The sequence below is a fragment of the Sphaerisporangium sp. NPDC049457 genome (assembly GCF_055586705.1).
In genome coordinates, this window is record NZ_JBVJHR010000009.1 from 16961 (window position 1) to 38203 (window position 21243).

At 71.9% G+C, this 21243-nt stretch carries 16 protein-coding genes; 5 read left to right on the forward strand and 11 right to left on the reverse strand.

What is annotated here, in order from left to right; all coding sequences use genetic code 11:
* Positions 1-9: 9 nt before the first annotated feature.
* The 4 genes from ACZ6QO_RS15540 to ACZ6QO_RS15555 are packed head-to-tail and all read right to left on the reverse strand — an operon-like array spanning position 10 to position 7088.
* The gene (locus tag ACZ6QO_RS15540) at positions 10-915 is read right to left on the reverse strand and encodes an alpha/beta hydrolase (RefSeq protein WP_465851177.1); all 906 of its coding nucleotides are present in this window, start codon (positions 913-915) and stop codon (positions 10-12) included.
* Between the two features lie 25 nt (positions 916-940).
* On the reverse strand, positions 941-2722 hold the full coding sequence (locus tag ACZ6QO_RS15545; RefSeq protein WP_465851179.1) for a S9 family peptidase: 1782 nt from the start codon (positions 2720-2722) through the stop codon (positions 941-943).
* On the reverse strand, positions 2698-4527 hold the full coding sequence (locus tag ACZ6QO_RS15550; RefSeq protein ID WP_465851181.1) for an N-acetylglutaminylglutamine amidotransferase: 1830 nt from the start codon (positions 4525-4527) through the stop codon (positions 2698-2700). The genes ACZ6QO_RS15545 and ACZ6QO_RS15550 overlap by 25 nt, the downstream gene beginning before the upstream one ends.
* Positions 4527-7088 carry a glutamate--cysteine ligase gene (locus ACZ6QO_RS15555; protein ID WP_465851182.1) on the reverse strand — a complete coding sequence of 854 codons (2562 nt, stop codon included), beginning with the start codon at positions 7086-7088 and terminating at the stop codon, positions 4527-4529. The genes ACZ6QO_RS15550 and ACZ6QO_RS15555 overlap by 1 nt, the downstream gene beginning before the upstream one ends.
* Positions 7089-7344: 256 nt before the next feature.
* On the opposite strand from ACZ6QO_RS15555, the gene ACZ6QO_RS15560 reads away from it, so the two are divergent.
* A complete protein-coding gene (locus ACZ6QO_RS15560; RefSeq protein ID WP_465851184.1) occupies positions 7345-9534 on the forward strand; it encodes an N-acetylmuramoyl-L-alanine amidase in 2190 nt (729 codons plus the stop codon).
* Positions 9535-9601: 67 nt separating this feature from the next.
* On the opposite strand, the gene ACZ6QO_RS15565 is transcribed toward ACZ6QO_RS15560, so the two are convergent.
* From ACZ6QO_RS15565 to ACZ6QO_RS15590, 6 genes are all read right to left on the reverse strand, one after another.
* Positions 9602-10996, reverse strand: coding sequence for an NAD(P)/FAD-dependent oxidoreductase (locus ACZ6QO_RS15565; RefSeq protein ID WP_465851601.1), 1395 nt, complete (start codon positions 10994-10996; stop codon positions 9602-9604).
* Positions 10997-11073: 77 nt separating this feature from the next.
* Positions 11074-11937, reverse strand: a complete 864-nt coding sequence (locus ACZ6QO_RS15570) for an ABC transporter permease (RefSeq protein WP_465851186.1) — start codon at positions 11935-11937, stop codon at positions 11074-11076.
* Positions 11934-12788 carry an ABC transporter permease gene (locus tag ACZ6QO_RS15575; RefSeq protein ID WP_465851188.1) on the reverse strand — a complete coding sequence of 285 codons (855 nt, stop codon included), beginning with the start codon at positions 12786-12788 and terminating at the stop codon, positions 11934-11936. The genes ACZ6QO_RS15570 and ACZ6QO_RS15575 overlap by 4 nt, the downstream gene beginning before the upstream one ends.
* 4 nt (positions 12789-12792) lie before the next feature.
* Positions 12793-14064: an ABC transporter substrate-binding protein gene (locus ACZ6QO_RS15580; RefSeq protein ID WP_465851190.1), complete on the reverse strand. Its 1272-nt coding sequence runs from the start codon at positions 14062-14064 to the stop codon at positions 12793-12795.
* Between the two features lie 8 nt (positions 14065-14072).
* On the reverse strand, positions 14073-15224 hold the full coding sequence (locus tag ACZ6QO_RS15585) for an ABC transporter ATP-binding protein (RefSeq protein ID WP_465851192.1): 1152 nt from the start codon (positions 15222-15224) through the stop codon (positions 14073-14075).
* Positions 15225-15288: 64 nt separating this feature from the next.
* Positions 15289-16722, reverse strand: coding sequence for a gamma-aminobutyraldehyde dehydrogenase (locus ACZ6QO_RS15590; RefSeq protein ID WP_465851194.1), 1434 nt, complete (start codon positions 16720-16722; stop codon positions 15289-15291).
* 217 nt (positions 16723-16939) lie between these two features.
* Between ACZ6QO_RS15590 and ACZ6QO_RS15595 the strand changes: the two genes are divergently transcribed.
* On the forward strand, positions 16940-17443 hold the full coding sequence (locus ACZ6QO_RS15595) for an Lrp/AsnC family transcriptional regulator (protein WP_465851196.1): 504 nt from the start codon (positions 16940-16942) through the stop codon (positions 17441-17443).
* A 21-nt stretch (positions 17444-17464) separates the two neighbouring features.
* Here the strand turns inward: ACZ6QO_RS15595 and ACZ6QO_RS15600 are convergent, their stop codons facing one another.
* Complete coding sequence (locus ACZ6QO_RS15600) at positions 17465-18658, reverse strand: DivIVA domain-containing protein (RefSeq protein ID WP_465851197.1); 1194 nt, start codon at positions 18656-18658, stop codon at positions 17465-17467.
* A gap of 111 nt (positions 18659-18769) precedes the next feature.
* Between ACZ6QO_RS15600 and ACZ6QO_RS15605 the strand changes: the two genes are divergently transcribed.
* From ACZ6QO_RS15605 to ACZ6QO_RS15615, 3 genes are all read left to right on the forward strand, one after another.
* The gene (locus ACZ6QO_RS15605; protein ID WP_465851199.1) at positions 18770-19603 is read left to right on the forward strand and encodes an ABC transporter ATP-binding protein; all 834 of its coding nucleotides are present in this window, start codon (positions 18770-18772) and stop codon (positions 19601-19603) included.
* Positions 19603-20286 (forward strand): hypothetical protein, encoded by a 684-nt coding sequence (locus ACZ6QO_RS15610; RefSeq protein ID WP_465851200.1) that lies wholly within the window; start codon positions 19603-19605, stop codon positions 20284-20286. Before ACZ6QO_RS15605 ends, ACZ6QO_RS15610 begins: the two co-directional genes overlap by 1 nt.
* A 140-nt stretch (positions 20287-20426) precedes the next feature.
* On the forward strand, positions 20427-21236 hold the full coding sequence (locus ACZ6QO_RS15615) for a methyltransferase domain-containing protein (protein WP_465851202.1): 810 nt from the start codon (positions 20427-20429) through the stop codon (positions 21234-21236).
* Positions 21237-21243 lie beyond the last annotated feature (7 nt).

The following is a 21243-nucleotide window of genomic DNA, read 5'->3' on the forward strand; positions in this document are numbered from 1 at the left end:
CGCCGGCCCTCACAGGTGCTCGGCGAGGAACCGGGCCGTCTCGGCGACCGCCTGTGAGACGTACGGCTCGGTGTCGTACAGGTCGATGTGCTGCTTGGCGTCCAGCCAGACGATCTCTTTGGGCTCGCCCATGCGCTTGTAGGCCTCCTCGGCGCCCTCGGGGGAGCAGAAGCGGTCGACGACGCCGTGCACGATGAGGCCGGGCTTGGGCGACAGGAAGTCGGCGCCCATCATGTTGTCCACGGTGATCAGCTCGCGGATCGACGCCCTGGTCACCTCGTTCTCCCACGAGGGCGCGGCCGACCGCTCGGTGCCGTAGTAGGCGAACGGCTCGTCCCCCGGCATGGCCGCCTCGCCGGACTCGGCCACCGCCGGGAGGTACTCGACCTCGCCGCCCTGGTCCTGCCGTTCGAGCACCTCGGTGAAGGACGCCAGCGCCCGTTGGTACCCCTGCTCGGACATGCCCGCCCGCATGGCGTAGGGGTCGTTGTAGGCGCCCGCGATGCCGACGAAGACCTTCACCCTGGGGTCGAACGCCGCGAAGCGCAGCGCGTAGCCGGCGCCGAGGCAGACGCCGACGACGCCGACCCGCCCGGCGTCGACCATGGGCAGGCCGCGCAGGAAGGAGACGGCGGCGCGCAGGTCGCGCAGTTTGCCCTGCGGATCCTCGTGCCGCCGGGGCAGGCCCCCGGAGGCGCCGAAGTTGCGGTGGTCGAAGGCCAGGGTGACATGGCCGGCGTCGGCGAGCCGGGAGGCGTACAGCCCGGTCACCTGCTCTTTGACGCCGGTGAACGGGCCGGTGAGCACCAGCGCCGGATGGGGCCCGTCACCGGAGGGGACGCGCAGGTCGCCGGCGAGCGTGACGTCGTCGGCGCTGAACTGGACGTGATCGGCCATGCCGTAAGTCAACCGCATGACGGCCCTCCCGCGCGCCTCCCTCTCACTCCAGCCAGCGGCCGAACCAGTCGGCCACCGCCTCCATGAAGGCGATCTTGTTGGCCTTGCGGAGGGTCTCGTGGCCCTCGTCCTCGAACAGCAGGTAGCGGCACGGGACGCCGCGCGCGGTGGCCGCGGCCACGACCTGCTCGGCCTCGTGGACCGGGACGTTGGTGTCCTGGGCCCCGTGGACGACCAGCAGCGGCGCGGCCAGCCGGTCGAAGGAGTGCAGCGGCGACAGCGCCCGCAGCAGCTCGTGGTCGGCCACCGGGTCGCCGTACTCGGTGACGGCCGCCGCGGCGATCCACGGTTCCGTGCGGGCGTAGAAGGTGGCGAAGTCGGCCATGCCGCACACGTCGACCCCGGCGCGGAACAGCTCGGGGTAGGTCACCAGCGCGGCGAGGGTGAGATAGCCGCCGTAGGAGCGGCCCATGCACGCCACCCTGGCCGGGTCGGCGACCCCGGCCTGGACGAGGTAGCCGACGCAGTCGGCGACGTCGTCGATGGCGTGGAAGCGCAGCGCGTGGTTGTCGGCGTCCTGGAAGGCGCGTCCGAAGCCCGACGAGCCGCGCACGTTGGGCGCCAGCACGCTGACGCCCGCGGCCAGCAGCCGCTGGAACAGCGGGTTGAACGTCGGCCGCTCCTGGCTCTCCGGGCCGCCGTGCAGGTGGATCGCGCACGGCCCGGCGCCGGGGCCGGCGCGGTACAGCCAGCCGGTGAGCTCCAGGCCGTCCCTGGCCGGGAAGCGCACCAGCTCGGCGTGGATCCGGTGGGGCAGCGGGTCGTCCCCGGCCACCCGGTGGTACGAGCCGGTCGCAAGGTCGCACAGCAGCACGTGGGACGGCGCGTCGGGCGACTCCCCCGCCATGACGGCCAGCGACCCGTCCAGGGACAGCCGCACCGAGCCGACCACGTCCACCGGCGGCGGCGGGAGCGGCCGGACGCCGCCCTCGATCAGGTCGGCGACCTGCAGCTCGGAGCGGCCGGCGACGTTCCAGGCCAGCAGCGCGACGGTGCCGTCCATGCTGACCGCGAACCGGTCGAGCTCGGCGTCGGGACGCTCGGCGACGACCTGCGGGGCGCCGCCCACCGGCATGGCGATCAGCGCGCTGCGGTCGCGGCCGGCGTTGGAGCGGATGTAGGCCACCTCGCCGTCCGGGGACAGCGAGCCGAGGTCGGTCGTGGGCGGCAGCAGCGGCCGCTCCTCGCCGAACGGAAGGTCGGCGACCGACATCTCGCGCATCCCGCGCGGGCCGTGGCGCAGCAGGGCGCGGCTGTGGTCGCGGCTCACCGCGCTCGGCCACATCAGCGGCCCGGCCGCGATGGTGTCGCGGTGGCCGAGGCCCGCGTCGATGAGCACCGCCTCGGTCGCCCCGGAGGCGGACAGCTCGGCGACCAGCAGCGTCGAGCCCTGCCCGGTCCAGCGGACGAACACCGCCGAGCCCTGGGCCGGGGCGCCGCCCGTGCCGGCGGGGCCGGCGAGCAGGCGGCGGTCGGCGCCGTCCGGCCGCACCGCCCACACCTGGGTGTGCTCTCCCCCGCCCGGCGACACGGTGACGGCCAGCCACTCGCCGTCGGGCGACCACAGCACGTCGCCGACCGGCTCGGGGCCGGTGTCGACCACTCGCGCGCGCCGGGCCCCCTCGCGGGTGAGCGGCTGGACCCAGACGCGCGGGGAGCCGTCGCGGTCGCTGACGTACGCGACGGCCTTGTTGTCGGGGGACAACGCGGGGGACCGGCAGGTCCATGAGATGTCGACGGTCAGACTCCTTGTGCTTGCAGCCACAATTCCAGGAGTCCAAGCTGCCACAACGCGTTGGCTCCCAGGGTCGTTCTGTGCTCGCCGGGCGCGGCGAGCAGCTTGTCCACCATGTCGGGACGGAACAGCCCGCGCGAGCGGGCGGCCTGCCCGGTGAGGGCGTCGCGGACCAGTTCGAGGAACGGCCCGTGGATGTGGCGGATGGCCGGGACGGGGAAGTAGCCCTTGGGCCGGTCGATGACCTCGTCGGGGACCAGGCCCCGCGCGGCAGCCTTGAGCACTCCCTTGCCGCCGGAGGCCAGTTTGAGCTCGGGCGGGCAGGTGGCGGCCAGCTCCACCAGCTCGTGGTCGAGGAACGGCGTGCGGGCCTCCAGGCCGAACGCCATCGTCATGTTGTCCACCCGCTTGACCGGGTCGTCGACCAGCATGACGCCGGTGTCCAGGCGCAGCACGGCGTCCAGCGCGGTGTCGGCGCCGGGCGTGGCGAGGTGGCGGCGGACGAAGTCGGCGCTGACGTCCTCACCGGCCAGGTAGCCGGGCTGGAGGACCTGGGCCAGGTCCTCGTGCGGCCGGTCGAAGAAGACCTTCGCGTAGGCGTCGGCGGCGGCGTCGCGCGCCACGTTCTCCAGCGGCGGGTACCAGTCGTAGCCGGCGAACACCTCGTCGGCGCCCTGTCCGGACTGCACCACCTTGACGTGCCGGGACACCTCCTGCGCGAGCAGGTGGAAGGCGACGCAGTCGTGGCTGACCATCGGCTCGCTCATCGCCGCCACGGCCCGTTCGAGTGACGGCAGCAGCCGCGGGTCGTCGACCATGATGCGGTGGTGGTCGGTGCCGAACCGCCGGGCGACCAGGTCGGAGTAGGCGAACTCGTCTCCGGACTCGCCGCCCGCCGCACGGAAGCCGACGCTGAAGGTGGCCAGGCCCCGCTGCCCCTCGCCGGCCAGCAGGGCGACGATCAGGCTGGAGTCCAGGCCGCCCGACAGCAGCACGCCGACCGGCACGTCGGCGACCATGCGCCGCCGTACGGCGGCGCGCAGAGCGTCCAGCACGGCCTCGCGCCACTCGTCCGGGCCCATCTCGTCCCGGCCCGCTCGCAGCACGTCGAGCTGCATCTCGCCGCTGCCGGGGGCGCCGCCGGACGGGCGGGTGTAGGGCGGGTCCCAGTAGCGGTCGTCGCTGGACGTGCCGTCGGGCTCGATGGTGCGGACCGTGGCGGGCGGCAGCTTCCGCACGCCGGTCAGGATGGTGCGGGGCGGGGGCACCACCGAGTGGAAGGTCATGTAGTGGTGCAGCGCCACCCGGTCGATGTCGGTGGGCACTCCCCCGCCGGCGAGCAGCGCGGGCAGGGTGGAGGCGAAGCGCAGGCGGGACGCGTCCTGGGTGACGTAGAGGGGCTTGATGCCGAGCCGGTCGCGGCCGAGGACGAGCCGGCCGGTGTCGCGCTCGGCGACTGCGAAGGCGAACATGCCCTTGAAGCGGTCGACGCAGCGCGGCCCCCAGTGACGGTAGGCCTTGAGCAGGACCTCGGTGTCAGACGTGGAGAAGAAGCGGTACCCCTCCGCCAGCAGCACCTCGCGCAGCTCCCGGTAGTTGTACAGGCAGCCGTTGAACACCCCGGTGAGCCCGGCCTCGGCGTCCACCATGGGCTGGGCGCCCCGGTCGGACAGGTCGATGATCCTCAGCCGCCGGTGGCCGAGGGCGACCGGGCCGAGGGACCAAAGGCCGGTGCCGTCCGGCCCGCGGTCGGCCATGGTGGCCGTCATCCGCTCGACGGCGCCGATGTCGGCCGTGCGGCCGTCGAAGCGGATCTCACCGCTGAATCCGCACATCAGAGGACCTCCCGCATGAGCCAGGTGTCCTTGGCCCCGCCGCCCTGCGAGGAGTTGACGATCATGCTGCCGTGCGGGGCGACGCGGGTCAGCGCGGCTTGCGGGACGACCGGCCGCTCGCCGAGGAACACGAACGCGCGCAGGTCCACCGCGTGCGGGCGCAGCCGCTCGCCGTCGAAGGTCGGATGGGTGGACAGGGCGATCGTCTCCTGGGCGACCCACCGCTCGGGCTCGGCGAGGATGCGCTCGCGAACCTCCTCCAGCTCGCGCGCGGAGGCGAGCCCACCGATGATCACCCCTTGGCCGCCGTAGCCGTCCACCGGCTTGACCACCAGCTCCGGCAGGCGGTCGAGCACCTGCTCGCGGTCTTCCGGCTCGCGGCACAGGTAGGTGGGGACATTGGCGAGCAACGGGCGTTCTCCCAGGTAGTAGTCGATGAGGCGGGGCACGTAGCGGTACAGGCTCTTGTCGTCGGCGAGCCCGTTGCCGGGCGCGTTGGCCAGGGTGAGCGCGCCGCGCTCGACGGCGTCGAGCAGCGCGTCGCCGAGCGGGCCGCCCAGCAGGTCGTCCTCGTCGATCCTGCGGTAGAGCACGTCGACCCGCCGCCCGGCGGCGTACACGACGCCGTCGCGCACCGACAGATCGCCCGGCTCGGCCAGGACGGCGTCCATCTCCTCGGCGAGGGCGCGGTGCTCGTAGTAGGCGGGGTCGCTCGGCCCCGAGGTCACCACGCCGAGGGCGGGGGCGTCCGCCGGGGACGCCGCGAGCAGCGCCCCGCGCAGCAGCGCCGCGGAGCCTTCGGGGTCGAGGACGCCGTCGCGGTCGAGTTCGGGGAGCGTGTGCAGCGCCGTGCGGCGGTTGCCCACCGCGTAGCCGATGCCGGAGGGCACTCTGAGGTTGTCCTCCAGGACGACCCAGCGTCCGGCCCCGTCGCGGGCGACGTCCAGGCCGGCGACCGTGCACCTGGTCGCGGCGCTGTGCACCCGCCGGCCGGCGGCGCGGTAGCCGGGGGACTCGTCGACGATCCACGCCGGGAGCACCCGGTCCTTGATCGCCTCGCGTCTGCCGTACACGTCGCGCAGGAACGCCTCCAGCGCGCGCACCCGCTGGGGCAGGCCCTCGCTGATCTTGGCCCAGTCGTCGCCCGCGATCAACCGCGGCACCAGGTCCAGCGGCATCTTGCGTCCGCCGCCCGCGCCGTCCCGGTCGAGCGCGCCGCCTTCCCCTCCCTCGGCGCCGTCGACGCGGAAGGCCATGCCGGTGCGCTTCATGTAGTCGTCGCGCACGGCCTCGCGCCTGCGCAGCTCGGCGGAGCCGAGCTTGTCCAGCACCTGGACGATGGGCTGGTACGGCTCGCGCACGATGCCCTCGATCACGGCCTCGTCCTGCACGGCCCGGTAGTCGTCGAGCAGCTCGGTGCTCAGGCGCGGGGAGGGCCCGCCGAACTCGGCCTGCCAGCCGTCGGACCTGGTCACGGCGACCAGCCGGTCGACCACGTCGGCCAGGGTGCCGCCGTGCGCGATGATCTGCCGCTGGCGCTCGGCCGAGCTTCCCCGGCCGAGCGCGTACTCGGCCAGCGTGGTGACCGACTCCCAGTCGCCGGTCGCCTCCAGCTGGGGACGCAGGCCGTCGAGCATGCGCCTGATGACCTCGCCCACGGGCCGCGGCGTGCCGTCCGCCGGGTCGACGAGGAGGCCTTCCAGGCCCGAGCGGGCGGACCGCCAGGTGGCGGCCCGCACCAGCTCCATGGGCACCTCGTGCTGGACGGGCCCCTCGTTCTCGATGGCGTCCAGCTCGCGCATGACCACCGCGCGGAAGACGCCGGCCAGCAGCACGACGTCCTCCACCCGGGGGCAGGCGTCGCACATGCGCATCTCGACCGTCGGCAGGTGCGCCGAGGGCCGGACGTCGAAGTAGATCATCCCGGGGTCGCTGATCACCCCGGACCGCACCAGCTCGTCGACCATTCGGTCGTACTCGGCAGCGGAGGAGAACCGGCGCACCGGCCCGGTGGTCGGCCAGCGCTGCCAGACCAGGGTGCGGGAGCTGGCGTACCCGCTGTCGGCCCCCATCCAGTACGGGGAGCTGGCGCTGAGCGCCAGCAGCGGCGGCAGCCACCGGGCGGCGCGGTGGGCCACCTCGACGGCGACGTCGCGGTCGGACACGTCCACGTGAACCTGGGCGCCGCAGATGAGCTGCTCGCGGGTGAGCAGCTGGTAGTCCTCCAGCATCTTCTCGTACCGCGCGTCCGGCGAGATCTTCAGCGCGGCGGGGTCCACCAGCGGCACCGTGCCGGCGGCGACGATGCCGAGGCCGAGGCCGTCGGCGGCCTCGACCACCGTGCGGCGCAGTGCGGTGAGGTCCTGGCCGAGATCCTCCAGCCGTACGTAGGGGCGGCTGTTGGACTCCACCACCGAGCGCTGGAGCTCGTGGGTGAACCGGTCCTTCGGTAAGCGCTCCAGCAGGTTCGCGGCCCGCGGGACCAGGTGACGCGTCTCAAGGTCCACGACGTGGAATTCCTCTTCGACACCTACGGCGATCGACTCCCCGTGACCCGACATCCCACCATCCTTTTTCGCCCTTTAGCAGGCCGTTGCTTGATGGCCCACTGCCCACAACGGAGCAAAAAGCACGTCACACCGCAAGTGGGCGACCGGTGAGGCGCCGCAACTCGCACACATGGCCCCGTTCCCGACTTTGCTCCCGGTCTTAACCGATTCTTTACTGTGTCCTCTGGCGCTTAAGGTCGTCGCAGAGATGTGATGGCTCCTGCCTGGAAGCCCCCACTCCCGGGCAGTCGAAAAGGAGTCACATATCGTGAGATCTCCCGCACGCAGCATGGCCGTGGCCGGCGTGGCCGCGGCCTTCCTGTTGTCAGCCGCCACCGCCGCCCTGGCGACCGGCGACGGCAGCGCGTCCGCCCCGTCCGCTCCGTCCGTCTCCTGCGCGGAGACCCTGTCCGCGCCGTCCCGCGAGGCGGCGTTCTCCGCGGCGGCCGCGGCCACCGGCGTCCCGGTGCGGTTGCTGAAGGCGGTCGCCTACATGCAGTCGCGCTGGGACGACCACCAGGGCCGCCCCAGCGGCGACGGCGGCTACGGGCTGTTCGACCTGAGCGCCCAGACCCCGCCGGCAAGGGACGGCGCCGGCAAGGGCCGCGCGGCTTCGCCGCGGAGCCAGATCGACGCCGCGGCCGCCCTGACCGGGCTCTCGGCGACCGCCCTGAAGCAGGACGCGGACGCCGGCGTCTGCGGTGGCGCGGCGCTGCTGGCCTCCTACCACCGGGACGGCGGGCAGGCGGACTGGTACGGCGCGGTCGCCCGCCTCGGCGGCAAGAAGGACTTCGCCGCGCAGGTGTACCGGACGCTGAAGAACGGCCAGAGCCGCCGCACCGCGGACGGCGAGCGGGTCACCCTGGCCCCCGACGCCTCGGCCGCGGCCCCCGGCCCGGCCGCCTCCGCGGTGGAGGTCGACTGCCCGGCCGGCCTGGACTGCGAGTGGATCGAGGCGCCGTACGCCAAGGGCGACGCCGCCGACCCCGACGGCACCACCGACTACGGCAACCACGATATCGCCGACCGCACCGGGCCGGGCGGCCCCAGGCTGCGGTACATCGTCATCCACGACACCGAGGGCTACTACGAGCCGTCCGTGCGGCTGGTGCAGGACCCGGCCTACCTGGCGTGGAACTACACCATCCGCTCCTCGGACGGGCACATCGCCCAGCACCTCGACCCCAAGGACGTGGGCTGGCACGCCGGCAACTGGTACGTGAACGCGCACTCGATCGGCATCGAGCACGAGGGCTTCGCCGGCACCGCCGCCTGGTTCACCGAGTCGATGTACCAGACCTCGGCCGCGCTGGTGCGGCACCTGGCCGCCAAGTACGGCATCCCGCTCGACCGCGCCCACGTCATCGGGCACGACCAGGTGCCGGGAACGGTGTTCGGCAACACCAAGAGCGTGCACTGGGACCCAGGGCCGTACTGGGACTGGGACCACTACTTCGAGCTGCTCGGCGCGCCCATCGGCGGCGGGCGCGAGACCACGACGGAGATCGCGGCCGGTGACGTCGTCGAGGTGCGCACCGGCTACGCCGGCAACCCCCAGACCGTCACCGGGTGCGCGGTGGCCTCGCCGAACTCCCCCGACTGCGTCCCCGGCGCGGGCGCCAACTTCGTCCCGCTGCGCCAGTCGCCCTCCGAGGAGGCGCCACTGGCCAGGGACCCGGGCTGGAAGCCGGGCGGCGAGGACGGCACCACCTACGTGAGCGACATCAGCGCACGCGTCACCTCCGGCCAGAAGCTCGTCGTGGCGCAGGTCCAGGGCGACTGGCTCGGCGTGTGGTGGGCCGGGTCGCCGGCCTGGCTGCACAACCCCGCGAGCAGGCCGGTCGTGGTCCGCACCGTGGCCAGGACCGTCACGGCGAAGTCGGCGACGACGCCGGCCGGCGTCTACGGCCGCGCCTACCCCGAGGCCTCGGCCTACGCCGGCACCGGCATCCCGGTGCAGGCGCTGTCTCCGCTGGAGTACAAGATCCCGGCCGGGCAGGAGTACGCGGTCAGCGACGAGGACGTCGTCACCGACTACTACCGCGCGACCAGCTTCGACGGGTCCGCGCCCGGCGACCGCACCGACCTCAAGGGCCAGGACCGGTACTACCAGCTGTGGTACGCCCACCGGCAGGTGTTCGTCCGCGCCGGCGAGGTCGACCTGCACGACGCCCGCATGCCCCCGATGACCGGCATCGCGCCGCCGGCCGTGTCCGGCGTCGCCAAGGTTGGCCGCACGCTGACCGCCTCCCCCGGCGTTTGGCGGCCGTCCCCCGACAAGGTCGCCTACCAGTGGCTGCGCGACGGCGTCCCCGTCAAGGGCGCCACCCGCGCGACCTACCACCTCACCGGGCACGACCGCGGCGCCCGGCTCACGGTCCGGGTGACGGTGTCGGCGGTCGCCTACACCGGCGCGAGCGCGACGTCCGCGCCCACCACCAGGGTGCGCCCGTTCTGATCTTTCCGCACCGGCACGACGAGGACGTCCCCGGTCCGGCGGCTCGCGCGCCGCCGGACCGGGCCGCTCAGGAGTCGAAGCCGAGCCCCAGCCGGTCCAGGGTGCGCAGCCACAGGTTGCGCCGGCCCTGGTGGGCGTCCGCCTGGGCGATCGACCAGCGGGTGAGCTGGATGACGCCCGATCTGATCGGCTCGGGCGGGAACGGCACCGGCTTCTCGCGCACCATGCGCAGCTCCGTCCGCTCGGTCGGCTCCCCCGCCAGCAGGTCCAGCATCACGTTGGCGCCGAACCGCGTGGCCCCGACGCCGAGCCCGGTGTAGCCGACGGCGTAGGCCAGCCGTCCCCGGTGCGCCTTGCCGAAGAACGCGCTGAACCGGCTGCAGGTGTCGATCACCCCGCCCCAGCGGTGGGTGAAGCGAACCCCCTCCAGCTGCGGGAACGTGGTGGAGAAGTGCGCGGCGAGCTTGGCGAAGGTCGCGTCGCGCTGCTCGTACTCCTGCCTGACCCGGCCGCCGTTGTAGTACACGGCGTCGTACCCGCCCCAAAGGACGCGGCCGTCCTCGGTGAGCCGGTAGTAGTGGAACTGGTTGGCGCCGTCGCCGATGCCCTGCCGGTTGCGCCACCCGACGGAGGCCAGCTGGGCGGGCGACAGCGGCTCGGTCATCAGCGCGTAGTCGTACACCGGCACCACGAAGTTCTTCAGCCGGCCGAGCAACGGCGGGAACACCCCCGTGCCGAGGGCGACCTTGGCCGCGCGCACCTTGCCGTGCGGGGTGGTCAGCTCGATCGCCGTCCCGTCGTCCCTGAGCGAGCGGACCGGGCTGCGCTCGTAGATGCGCACCCCCAGCGACAGGCAGGCCTCGCGCAGCCCCCAGGCCAGCCGCGCCGGGTCGAGCATCGCGCACCCGTCGCGGTCCCACAGCCCGCCGGCGTAGGTCGGCGAGGCCACCTCGGCGCGCACCTGGGCCTGGTCGAGCAGGCGGTGGTCCATGCCCAGCTCGCGGGCGATGGCGGCCTCCTCGGCCATCCCGTCGAGCTGCCACGGCTCGGTGGCCACGTGCAGCTCGCCGGTGCGTTCGAAGGCGCATCGGATGCCGTAGCCGGCCACGGTCCGCTCTATCTCGTCCAGGTTCTGCCTGCCGAGCCGCACGAGCGCCGAGATCTCCCGCGGCCAGCGCGCCAGGCCGTTGCCCAGCCCGTGGGTGAGGCTGGCGACGCAGAAGCCGCCGTTGCGCCCCGACGCGGCCCAGCCGACCCGCCTGCCTTCCAGCAGGACGACGTCGAGCGAGGGGTCGCGCTCCTTGGCCATGAGGGCCGCCCACAGGCCGGAGAAGCCGCCGCCGACCACGGCCAGGTCGGCGGCCGTCTCCTCGAAGAGCCGCCGCAGCGGCTCAGGTTTGTCCGGACTGTCCAACCAGTACGGCTTACGCTCCGCGTCAGCCAGTGCTTTCAGCGGATCCACGAATTCCACGTCCCAACGAACTGCGTCGTATGTCCCGGCGGGGCGCCTGCCCCAGGACCGGGTGATGGTCTCCCGCGTCAGGTGCGACGGCGGGAGGTCACCGTGTTGATCACGGCGATCGCCACGCCGACCGCGAAGATCAGCGTGCCGAGGATGTTGACCTGCGGAGGGACGCCGATGCGGACGGCGCCGTAGATCCACAGGGGGAAGGTGGTGGTCGTGCCGCTGGTGAACTGCGTGATGACGAAGTCGTCGATCGACAGCGCGAACGCCAGCAGCGCGCCGGAGACGACGCCCGGCAGGATCATCGGGAAGGTGACCCGCCAGAACGTGATCCAGGTGGAGGCGCCCAGGTCGCGCGCGGCCTCCTCCACCGAGCCGTCCAGGCCCACGACCCGGGCCCGCACGGTCACCGCGACGAACGACACCGAGAACAGCACGTGCGCGACGACGATGGTCCAGTAACCGGTCTGCACGCCCATGCTGATGAACAGCGACAGCAGCGAGGTGCCCATGACCAGCTCCGGCGAGGAGATCGCCGCGAACATGACCAGGTTGGTCGCCGCCTGGCCCCGGAAGCGGTAGCGGCCCAGGGCGATGCCCATCAGCGTGCCGAGCGCGGTGGTGACGGCCGTCGCGATCAGCGCGATCGTGATCGAGTTCCACAGGGCGCTGGTGAGCTCGGGATAGTCGCCGAGCCGTCCCCACCACTTGAACGTGAAGCCCTGCCAGCTCACGTTCGACTTGCTCTTGATGTCGTTGAAGCCGAACACGATCATCACGGCGATCGGCAGGAACAGCCACCCCAGCACGAGCCAGGTGTAGGCGAACAGCGCGCGCTCGCCCCGCCGGGAGCGCCCGCGGCGGACCGGCGCCGGCGAGGTGCCCTCGGCCCGCACGGCGGGCGCCGTGCTCGTCGGGGTGCTCGGCGGGGCGCTCATCGCGCCGCCGCCTCAAGGACGTTCTCGGTGCCGAGCGCCCTGGCGTAGACGAAGATGCCGACGAGCATCACCGCCATCAGCGTGAACGACAGCGCGGCGCCGACCGGATAGTTGTTGTTCGTCAGGTACTCCGTCTGGATGATGTTGCCGATCATCGTGTTGGCCGGGCCGCCGAGGATCGAGGCGTTGACGTAGTCCGAGGTCATCGGGACGAAGGTCATGAGCACTCCGGCGAACACCCCCGGCAGGGACAGCGGCAGCACGATCTTGGTGAACGACTCGCGGGGGCTGGCGTACAGGTCGTGGGCCGCCTCCACCACGCGGGGGTCGACGCGCTCCAGCGCCACGTAGATCGGCAGGATCATGAAGGGCAGGTAGTTGTAGGTCAGGCCGCAGATGACCGCCGCCGAGGTCGCCAGGATGTGGAAGTCGGCCGGCAGCAGCCCCACGTCCTTGAACGGCTGGAGCAGGATGCCGTCGTCGGCCAGCAGGAACTTCCACGACACCGTGCGCAGCACGAAGGACACGAAGAACGGCAGCAGCACCAGCAGCAGGTACGTCGACTTGCGGGCGCCGCCCTTGAACGCGATCCAGTACGCCACCGGGTAGGCCAGCGCGATGGCCGCGACCGTGCCGGCGAACCCGTACCCGACCGACCGCAGGAACTGCGTCTTGTACTGCACCAGCGCGTCGGTGTAGTTGGCCAGGTGGAAGGTCTGGACGAAGCCGTACACGACGTCGCCCTCCTGGGTGGAGACCGAGGCCATGAACACCAGCGGGACCACCAGGAACAGCACCAGCCACAGCCCGCCCGGGAGGACGAGCACGTAGGGCGCGAGCTTGCGTCTCATGGCGCTAGCCCTGGGCGATCGGCTGGAAGATGCGCTCGAAGACCTTCTCCTCGGCGGGCGTCAGGGTCTTGTAGGAGCGCAGCTTGGCCAGGTCGGCCTCCGACGGGAAGATCAGCGGGCTGCCGGCCAGCAGTTCGAGCGACTTCTTGTCGTCCCCGGTGGCCTTCTCAGCGTCGGCCTTGACGATCTGCTGCGCGCCGGGCACCGGGGTGATGTAGTTGATGTACTCGGCCAGCGCCGCCGCGGTGTCCGGCTTGTAGGCGAAGTCCATCATGGCCAGCGCGTCGACCGGGTTCTGCGCGGTCTTCGGGATGCACATGTTGTCGGTCCAGATCGTGCCGCCCTCCTGCGGGATCACGAACCTCAGGTCCTGTCCCTCGGCGATCTGCTGGAACACGTCGCCCGACCAGGCCATGCAGATCCAGATGTCGCCGCGCACGAGCGCGTCCACGTAGTCGTTCTCGTAGTACTTGCGGACGAGCCCGGCGTCGCGCTGCTCCTGGAGCTTCTGACCGGCCTTCTCCCAGTCGGCCTGCGTTGACTTGTCCGGGTCGATGCCCAGCGCGTACATCCCGAAGTTGGCGATCTCCTGGCTGTCGAGCAGCATGCCGATCTTGCCCTTGTACTTGGGGTTCCAGAGCTCCTGGATGCTCGTGACGTCCCCGTCCACGTACTTGGGGTTGTAGGCGATGCCGGTGATGCCGGACTGCCAGGGGATCGTGTAGGTGTTGTCCGGGTCGTAGGAGGGGTTCTTGTACTTCGCGCCCGCGTTGGCCGCGAAGTTCGGCAGCTTGGAGTGGTCGAGCGCCACCAGGTAGCCGAGTGCGATCGCCCGGCTCAGCTGGATGCCGTTGGTCATCACCATCAGGTCGTAGCCGATGTCCTGGCCGGCGGCGAGCTGCGGCTGGATCTTGCCGAACCAGGTGGAGTTGTCCTGGATGGCCTCCTGGTAGGTGACCTTGATGCCCGTCTCCTTGGTGAACCTCTCCAGGGTCGGGTACTTCTTGCCCTCCTTGTCGATGTAGAGGGGCCAGTTGGCGAAGCGCAGGGTCCCGTGCTTGGTCTTGTCGGCCCAGTAGCCGGCGGCGGCGCTCGGCTTGGGCGGCTCGACCTTCTTGCCCTGGACGCCGCAGGCCGCGAGACCCAGCGCGGCGGCCGACAGTCCCGCGACGCGCAGCGCGTCCCGCCTGGTGACGCCGTCGCCGCCACTGTTCGGGAGCAGGCCGCGACGCTGGGTCAGGCCACGGAGGAACGAGAGATCACGAGGAGGGGTCATGAGGTGGTTCAACTTCCTATCGCGTACGAGTGGTGCGGCTGCCAGGACAACCAGATGGAGTCACCGCGCTCCGCCGTGATGCTGCTGTCGTTGGCGTTCTGCTCGAAGACCGTGAACTCGGCGCCGCCGGCCAGGTTCACGGCGTAGCTGTTGTAGGTGCCCAGGTAGACCACCTCGGCCACGGTCCCGCGCACGGCGCTGAGACCCGCGGCGGGCTCCTCGTGCGAGATCCTGATCTTCTCGGGCCGCACGGTCACCTCGACGCTGCCGTCCAGCCCGGCCCCCTCGCCGACCGGCACCAGCACCCGGTCGCGCTCCCCCAGCCGCACCACCGCCATGCCCCCCTCGACCCGCTCGGCCGAGCCGGTGAGCAGGTTGGAGGTGCCGATGAACCCGGCGACGAACTTGGTCGCCGGCCGCTCGTAGATCTCCCTCGGACCGGCGAGCTGCTCGACCAGGCCGTCGTTCATGACGGCGATGCGGTCGCTCATCGTGAGCGCCTCGTTCTGGTCGTGCGTGACGTAGACGAACGTGATGCCGACCTCGCGCTGGATGCGCTTCAGCTCGATCTGCATCGCCTGGCGCAGCTTGAGGTCCAGCGCGCCGAGCGGCTCGTCCAGCAGCAGCGCCCGCGGGTGGTTCACCAGCGCCCGCGCCAGCGCCACCCGCTGCTGCTGGCCGCCGGACATCTCGCGCGGCCGCCGCTTCTCGCGGCCGGTGAGATCGACGATCTCCAGCATCTCGCCGACCCGCCGCTTGATCTCCTGGTCGCCGACGCGCCTGCGCCGCAGCCCGAAGGCCACGTTCTCCCAGACGTTCATGTGCGGGAACAGCGCGTAGGACTGGAAGACCATGTTCACGTCACGCTTGTTCGGCGGGACGTCGGTGACGTCCTGCCCGTGCAGCCGTACGGCGCCCCGCGTGGGGTCCTCGAACCCGGCGATCATGCGCATGGTGGTTGTCTTGCCGCAGCCCGAGGGTCCCAGCATGGAGAAGAACTCGCCCTCGGCGATCGACAGGCTGACCCCTTTGACGGCCTGTACGACCTCACCGTGCGCTTGGTATTCCTTGACGACCCCGTCGAGTTCGATGGCGGGCATCGGGGAGATGTCGGAGGCGGCCGTGGAGGCCGCCTCCTTGCCCGCCTGGATTTCCGTCATTCCAGGCTTATCCCTTACCTATGTCGGCAGCGTGCGCCGATGTAGTGCGTGTGGTGCTCGGTGATCACTCACCGATGTAGTGCATGACGTGCTTCACCCGGGTGTAGTCGTGCAGGCCGAAGACCGACAGGTCCTTGCCGTAGCCCGAGTGCTTGAACCCGCCGTGCGGCATCTCCGACACGAACGGGATGTGGGTGTTCACCCACACCACGCCGAAGTCCAGCCGCCGCGACATCCGCATCGCCCGGCCGTGGTCGGAGGTCCACACCGACGCCGACAGCCCGTACTTCACGTCGTTGGCCTTGGTGAGCGCCTCGGCCTCGTCGCTGAAGGTCTGCACGGTGATGACCGGCCCGAACACCTCGGTCTGGATCATCTCGTCGTCCTGCTCGAGCCCGTCGACCACCGTGGGCTCGAAGAAGTACCCCTTCTCGCCGACGCGCCGGCCGCCGGTGACCACCTTGGCGTGGCCGGGCGCCCTCGCGAGGAACCCCTCCACCCGGGCGAGCTGGCCGGCGTTGTTCAGCGGGCCGTAGAAGGCGTCCTCCACATCGAGGCCGCCGGTCTTGGTGGCCGCGGCCGCCTCGGCGAGGGCCGCGAGGAACGGCTCGTGGATGCTCTCGTGGACGAGCACCCGGCAGGCCGCGGTGCAGTCCTGCCCGGCGTTGTACAGGCCGGCGCCCGCGATCGCCTCGGCCACCGCGGGGATGTCCCTGACGTCGTCGAACACGACGACCGGCGCCTTGCCGCCCAGCTCCAGGTGCACCCGCTTGAGGTCGTCGGCCGCGTTCTTGGCGACCTGGACGCCCGCGCCCACCGAGCCGGTGATCGCCACCATCGACGCCGACGGGTGCCCCACCACCCTGGCGCCGGTCTCGCGGTCGCCGACGACGACGTTGAAGACGCCGGGCGGGAGGATCTCGCCGATGATCTCGGCCAGCTTCACCGTGGACACCGGGGTGGTGTCGGACGGCTTGAGCACCACCGTGTTCCCGGCCGCCAGCGCCGGGGCGATCTTCCACACGGCCATCATCAGCGGGTAGTTCCACGGGGTCACCTGGCCCACCACGCCGATCGGCTCGTGGCGGATCACCGAGGTGTGGTCGGCGAGGAACTCTCCGGAGGTAGGGCCCTCCAGCGTGCGCGCGGCGCCGGCGAAGAAGCGGAAGTGGTCGGCGGCGGGCGGGATCTCGTCCTCGGCCATGCGCGTACGCGGCTTGCCCGTGTTGCGGCACTCGGCCTCGACGAGCTCGTCGGCGCGCGCCTCGATGGCGTCGGCGATCTTCAGCAGGTGGCCGGCGCGCTCGCCCGGGGTGGTCGCGCCCCACGACGCGAACGCCGCGAGCGCCGCGGCGTAGGCCGCGTCGACATCCTCCTGCCCGGAGACCGGCGCCTGGAGGTAGACCTCTCCAGTGCTCGGGTCGATCACGTCGGAGAACTGGCCGCTCTGGGCGTCCGCGAGCTCACCATTGATGAAGTTCTGCAGACGGCTGGTCAACGTTGACCTCCTCTGGAGGTGGCTGAGTTGTCGCGACTCTGACAGAGGCCAGGGGCTACGACAAGGGATTTCGTCGCGAATATATCAAATTGCTACGAATTCGCTTGACAGAGCACGATGAACTGACAACATGTCGCACCAGGACCGCAACATGGCGGGAACGACTCCGTAATCGCCGCGCTGTAGCAGGCCCGGGGTTCTGAGGAAGGACGCGGAGATGACGACGCCGCCAAAGGCGCGACGGGACAACAACCACCAGGACGCCAGGCCGGGCCCCGTGGTGCTGGACGAGATCTCCAAGCAGATCATCGAGGAGTTGCAGGCCGACGGGCGCAAGCCCTACGCCGCCATCGGCAAGGCCGTCGGGCTCTCGGAGGCCGCCGTGCGCCAGCGCGTGCAGCGCCTGCTCGACGCCGGGGTCATGCAGATCGTCGCCGTCACCGACCCCCTCACCCTGGGCTTCCCCCGCCAGGCCATGATCGGCATCAAGTGCGAAGGCGACCTTGAGACGGTCGCCGACAAGCTGTCCTCCATCGACGAGATCGACTACGTCGTCCTCACGGCCGGCTCACTGGACATCATGGTCGAGGTCGTCTGCGAGGGCGACAGCCACCTGCTGGAGATCCTCGGCAAGATCCGCGCCATCCCCACCGTGCGCGCCACCGAGACCTTCGTCTACCTCAAGCTGCGCAAACAAACCTACTCCTGGGGCACGCGCTAAGGCTTCCCGCCCTCATCGGGCTCACACGGGCTGCTCCTGCTCGCCGACCAGGGCCTCGCGGCGGTCGAGGACGCCCGCCACCTCGGCGAGGAACGCGTCCACCTGGGTCACGGCGTACCCGGTCTTGAAGACGACGGTCGAGAAGGTGGCCTTCCTGACCTGCTCGGCCGTCAGCGGCCGCTCGCTGACGCCGCGCAGGGTCGCCACCACGTGGTCGAGGAAGACGTCGACCTCGTCCTCGTTGTACCCGGCTCCGAGCCGGGCGGGGCGGAACAGGACGCGTTCGACCCGCACCGCCTGCTCCTCCAGCCAGGCGGCCGCCAGCGGCCCCGTCCCCGGCTGCGCGGACGACGGCGGGGACGCCTGCGGGGAGGGCGGCCGAGCAGGCGTCCGGCCGGGACCGAGCCCGAGCGCGTCAGGGACTCCCGCGTCCAGGTGCCCCGCACGCGGACGCCCCGCACCGGCGTCCGCCACACGTGCGTCCACCGCACCCGGGTTCGCCGCACCGGGGTTCGCCGCACCGGGGTTCGCCGCGAGAGCGTCCACCACGCCGGGGGCCGCCCCGCCGGGGACCCCCGTACCGGGGGCTGCCGTACCGGGGGCCGCCGCACCGAGGTCGCGCGCGCCCGGCGGGCCGGCCACCGCCGGGGCGGGGGGCTCGGCCGTCACCTTGGGCATGCCCGGCAGGGTGGGCGCGTCGTCCTCGTCATCGTCCTCTCCCTTCGCCGCCTTGGTGCTCTCCGGCACCGGGGCCGCCTGCGGAACGGAGAAGGCGGACATCGGCTTCGCGGGCTCGAACAAGGAGGCGGCCCGGGGCGTCTCGCGGGGCGGCGCCGCCCTGAACGGCTCGAACGCGGACTCTCGGGAGGGTTCCAGCACGGGATGGGGGACGACGCGAGGCCCCGGCACGGGCGGCGCGGGGGAAGGGGAGGGGGGCGTTGGCGGCGACGCGGGTTCCGGCTCCGCGGGCGCCGTGGCCGCCTGGCCGTGGATCTCCACCGCGATCACGAAGGCGTCGAGCGCGTAGTCGACGGCCGTCTCGTTGTACCCGCCGAGTTTGGCGGCGAAGCGGGCGTCGCGAATCTCGTCCGCCGTGATCGGGGGACCGTCCAGGACTCCGCGGCCGAGGGTCGCCTCAATGCGCCGGATCAGCGCGTCGACCTGATCAGGGTCATAGCCGGTCCGCACACCCAGCACGCGTGGAAAGCGGTTCACGCCTATCCTCCAGGTTCACACCCCGGCTTTTATTTCCCTTGTTTACCATTCTGAACGCATGACATGGTGAAATCCAGGTAGTTAGCGACCGACCGGTAGGCTTGCCCACCTATGCGGCTCGCGAACCTCTCCTTCCGCTACGCACGCCGCGCCCCGTGGGTACTGCACGGTGTCGACCTCGACCTGCCGCCCGGCACGGTCGCCGAGGTCACGGGGCGCAACGGCGCGGGCAAGTCCACATTGCTGAGACTGCTCGCGGGTGCCACGCCTCCCACGCGGGGCCGGGTCACCGGCCGCCCGGCGGTCGTCGGGTACGCGCCCGAGATCTTCCCGGTCGAGCAGCCGTTCACCGTGATCGCCTACCTGTCCCGGATGGCGGCCGTCCGCGGCCTCACCCCCGCGTCCATCGACCCCTGGGTGGACCGCCTCGGCATGGCGGCGCTCCTCGACGTGCCCCTCGGCGACCTGTCCAAGGGAAGCGCACACAAGGTGGGGCTCGCGCAGGCCCTGCTCGCGCCGCCGGGGCTGCTCATCCTGGACGAGCCGTTCTCCGGCCTGGACGCGCAGGCCCGCGCGGAGTTGCCCGGCATCGTCGAGGAGGTCGCGGCGGCGGACGGCATCGTCGTGGTCAGCGACCACCAGAACGGCCTCGCCGGGCGGCCGGGCCTGCTGCGACTGCACGTCGGCGACCAGACGGTACGCCGGCAGGACGCCAACGACCCGGCCTCCGCCGCCGCCGCCGCTGCCGCCCCGCAGGCCGCCACCACCACCGGTGCGGTCGGTGCCGCCGAGCCCGCCGGCATCGCCACGGCCGGCGGCGCGGCCATCGCCGTCATCGAGATCGTCGTGGAGGCCGCGGAGGCCGAGGCGGTCGCCCGCAAGCTCCAGGCCGACGGCTACCCGGCCGTGATCCGCGGCGGGCGGAACCCCGGAAGCGAGGCGTGATGAGGCCCACGGCGTCCCTCACCAGGTTCAAGATCGAAGCGTACCTGCGGTCGCACCGCGTCATTCATCCCTTCGTCGGCCTGCTGGCCGTCATGATCATCCTGTACTCCGTGCGGGTGAACCTGGGACAGGAACTGTCCTCCTACGGCGACTCCGCGGCGCTGCTGGTGCCCGTCTTCGCCTGGGCGGCCCGCGGCCTGCTGGACACCGAACCCGACATGCAGCGGCTGATCTCCAGCACCGCCGCCGGACGCCCCGGGCGCGAGGTGGCGGCCGGCCTGGTCGCGTCGGCCGCGGTCAACGCCGGGCTGGCCGTGCTCGCGCTCGCCGTTCCGCTCGCCATCGGCTTCACCGCGACGCCGGGCCCCGCCGTCCTGCTGGGCGGGCTCGCGCTGCACGTGCTCTCGGTGGTCACCGGCATCGCCCTCGGCGCCCTGACCAGCCGCCCGATCCTCCCGGACGCGGCCACCTCGGCCCTGGCGCTGTTCGGCGGGTATGTGGCGATCCTGCTGGTCAGCCTCGCTCCCGTGACCTGGCTGACCGTGCCGATCATCCGCTGGATGCGCGCCGCCGGCGAGAGCGCCTTCCTCACCCGCTCGCTTCCCGAGCTCGCCGCCGTCACCGCGGCGTGGTGCGCGGTGGCCCTCATCGCCTACGTCCGCCTCCGCCACACCCGTCCGTAGTCTCCCCAGGCCACGCCCGGCCCGCGCAGGTCGTCCGCCGGACCATGCCCACTTTGCGTCTCAAGATAAGAGACGTTCCTTCTCGGAATATGGGAAGACGGTTAGGCTCACCACATCCCCCGTCGAAGGAGATGAGGACCATGCCGGCCCGACGCGCCGTCTACACCCATGGGCACCACGAGTCCGTGCTGCGCTCGCACACCTGGCGCACGGCGGCGAACTCGGCCGCGTACCTGCTGCCGCACCTGCGTTCCGGCATGTCCCTGCTGGACGTGGGCTGCGGGCCCGGCACCATCACGGCCGATCTGGCGAGACTCGTCGCCCCCGGACCGGTCGTCGGCATCGACCCGAGCGAGGGCGTCATCGCGCGGGCCACGGAAGCGGCGGCCTCGTCGGGCCTGACCAACCTCACCTACGAGGTCGGCGACGTCCACGACCTGGCGCACCCTGATGGCGCCTTCGACGTCGTGCACGCCCACCAGGTGCTCCAGCACCTGGCCGACCCCGTCGGCGCTCTGGTCGCGATGCGCCGGGCCTGCCGGCCCGGCGGGGTGGTCGCCGCCCGCGACTCCGACTACGCCGCCTTCGCCTGGTACCCGGAAACGCCGGTGCTCGACGAGTGGCTCGACCTGTACCACCGGCTGGCCCGCGCCAACGGCGGGGAGCCGGACGCCGGACGCCGCCTGCCGTCGTGGGCCCGCCGGGCCGGGTTCACCGACGTCACCTCCACCGCTTCGGTGTGGTGCTTCGCCACGCCGGACGACCGCGCGTGGTGGAGCGGGCTGTGGGCCGACCGCGTCACCGAGTCGGCCTTCGCCGAGCAGGCCGTGGCCTACGGCCTGGCCACCACCGCCGGCCTGGAGCGCATCGGCGAAGCCTGGCGCGAGTGGGGCGCGTCCGAAGACGGCTGGTTCTCAGTGCTCCACGGCGAGATCGTCTGCCGCGCCTGACCGACAG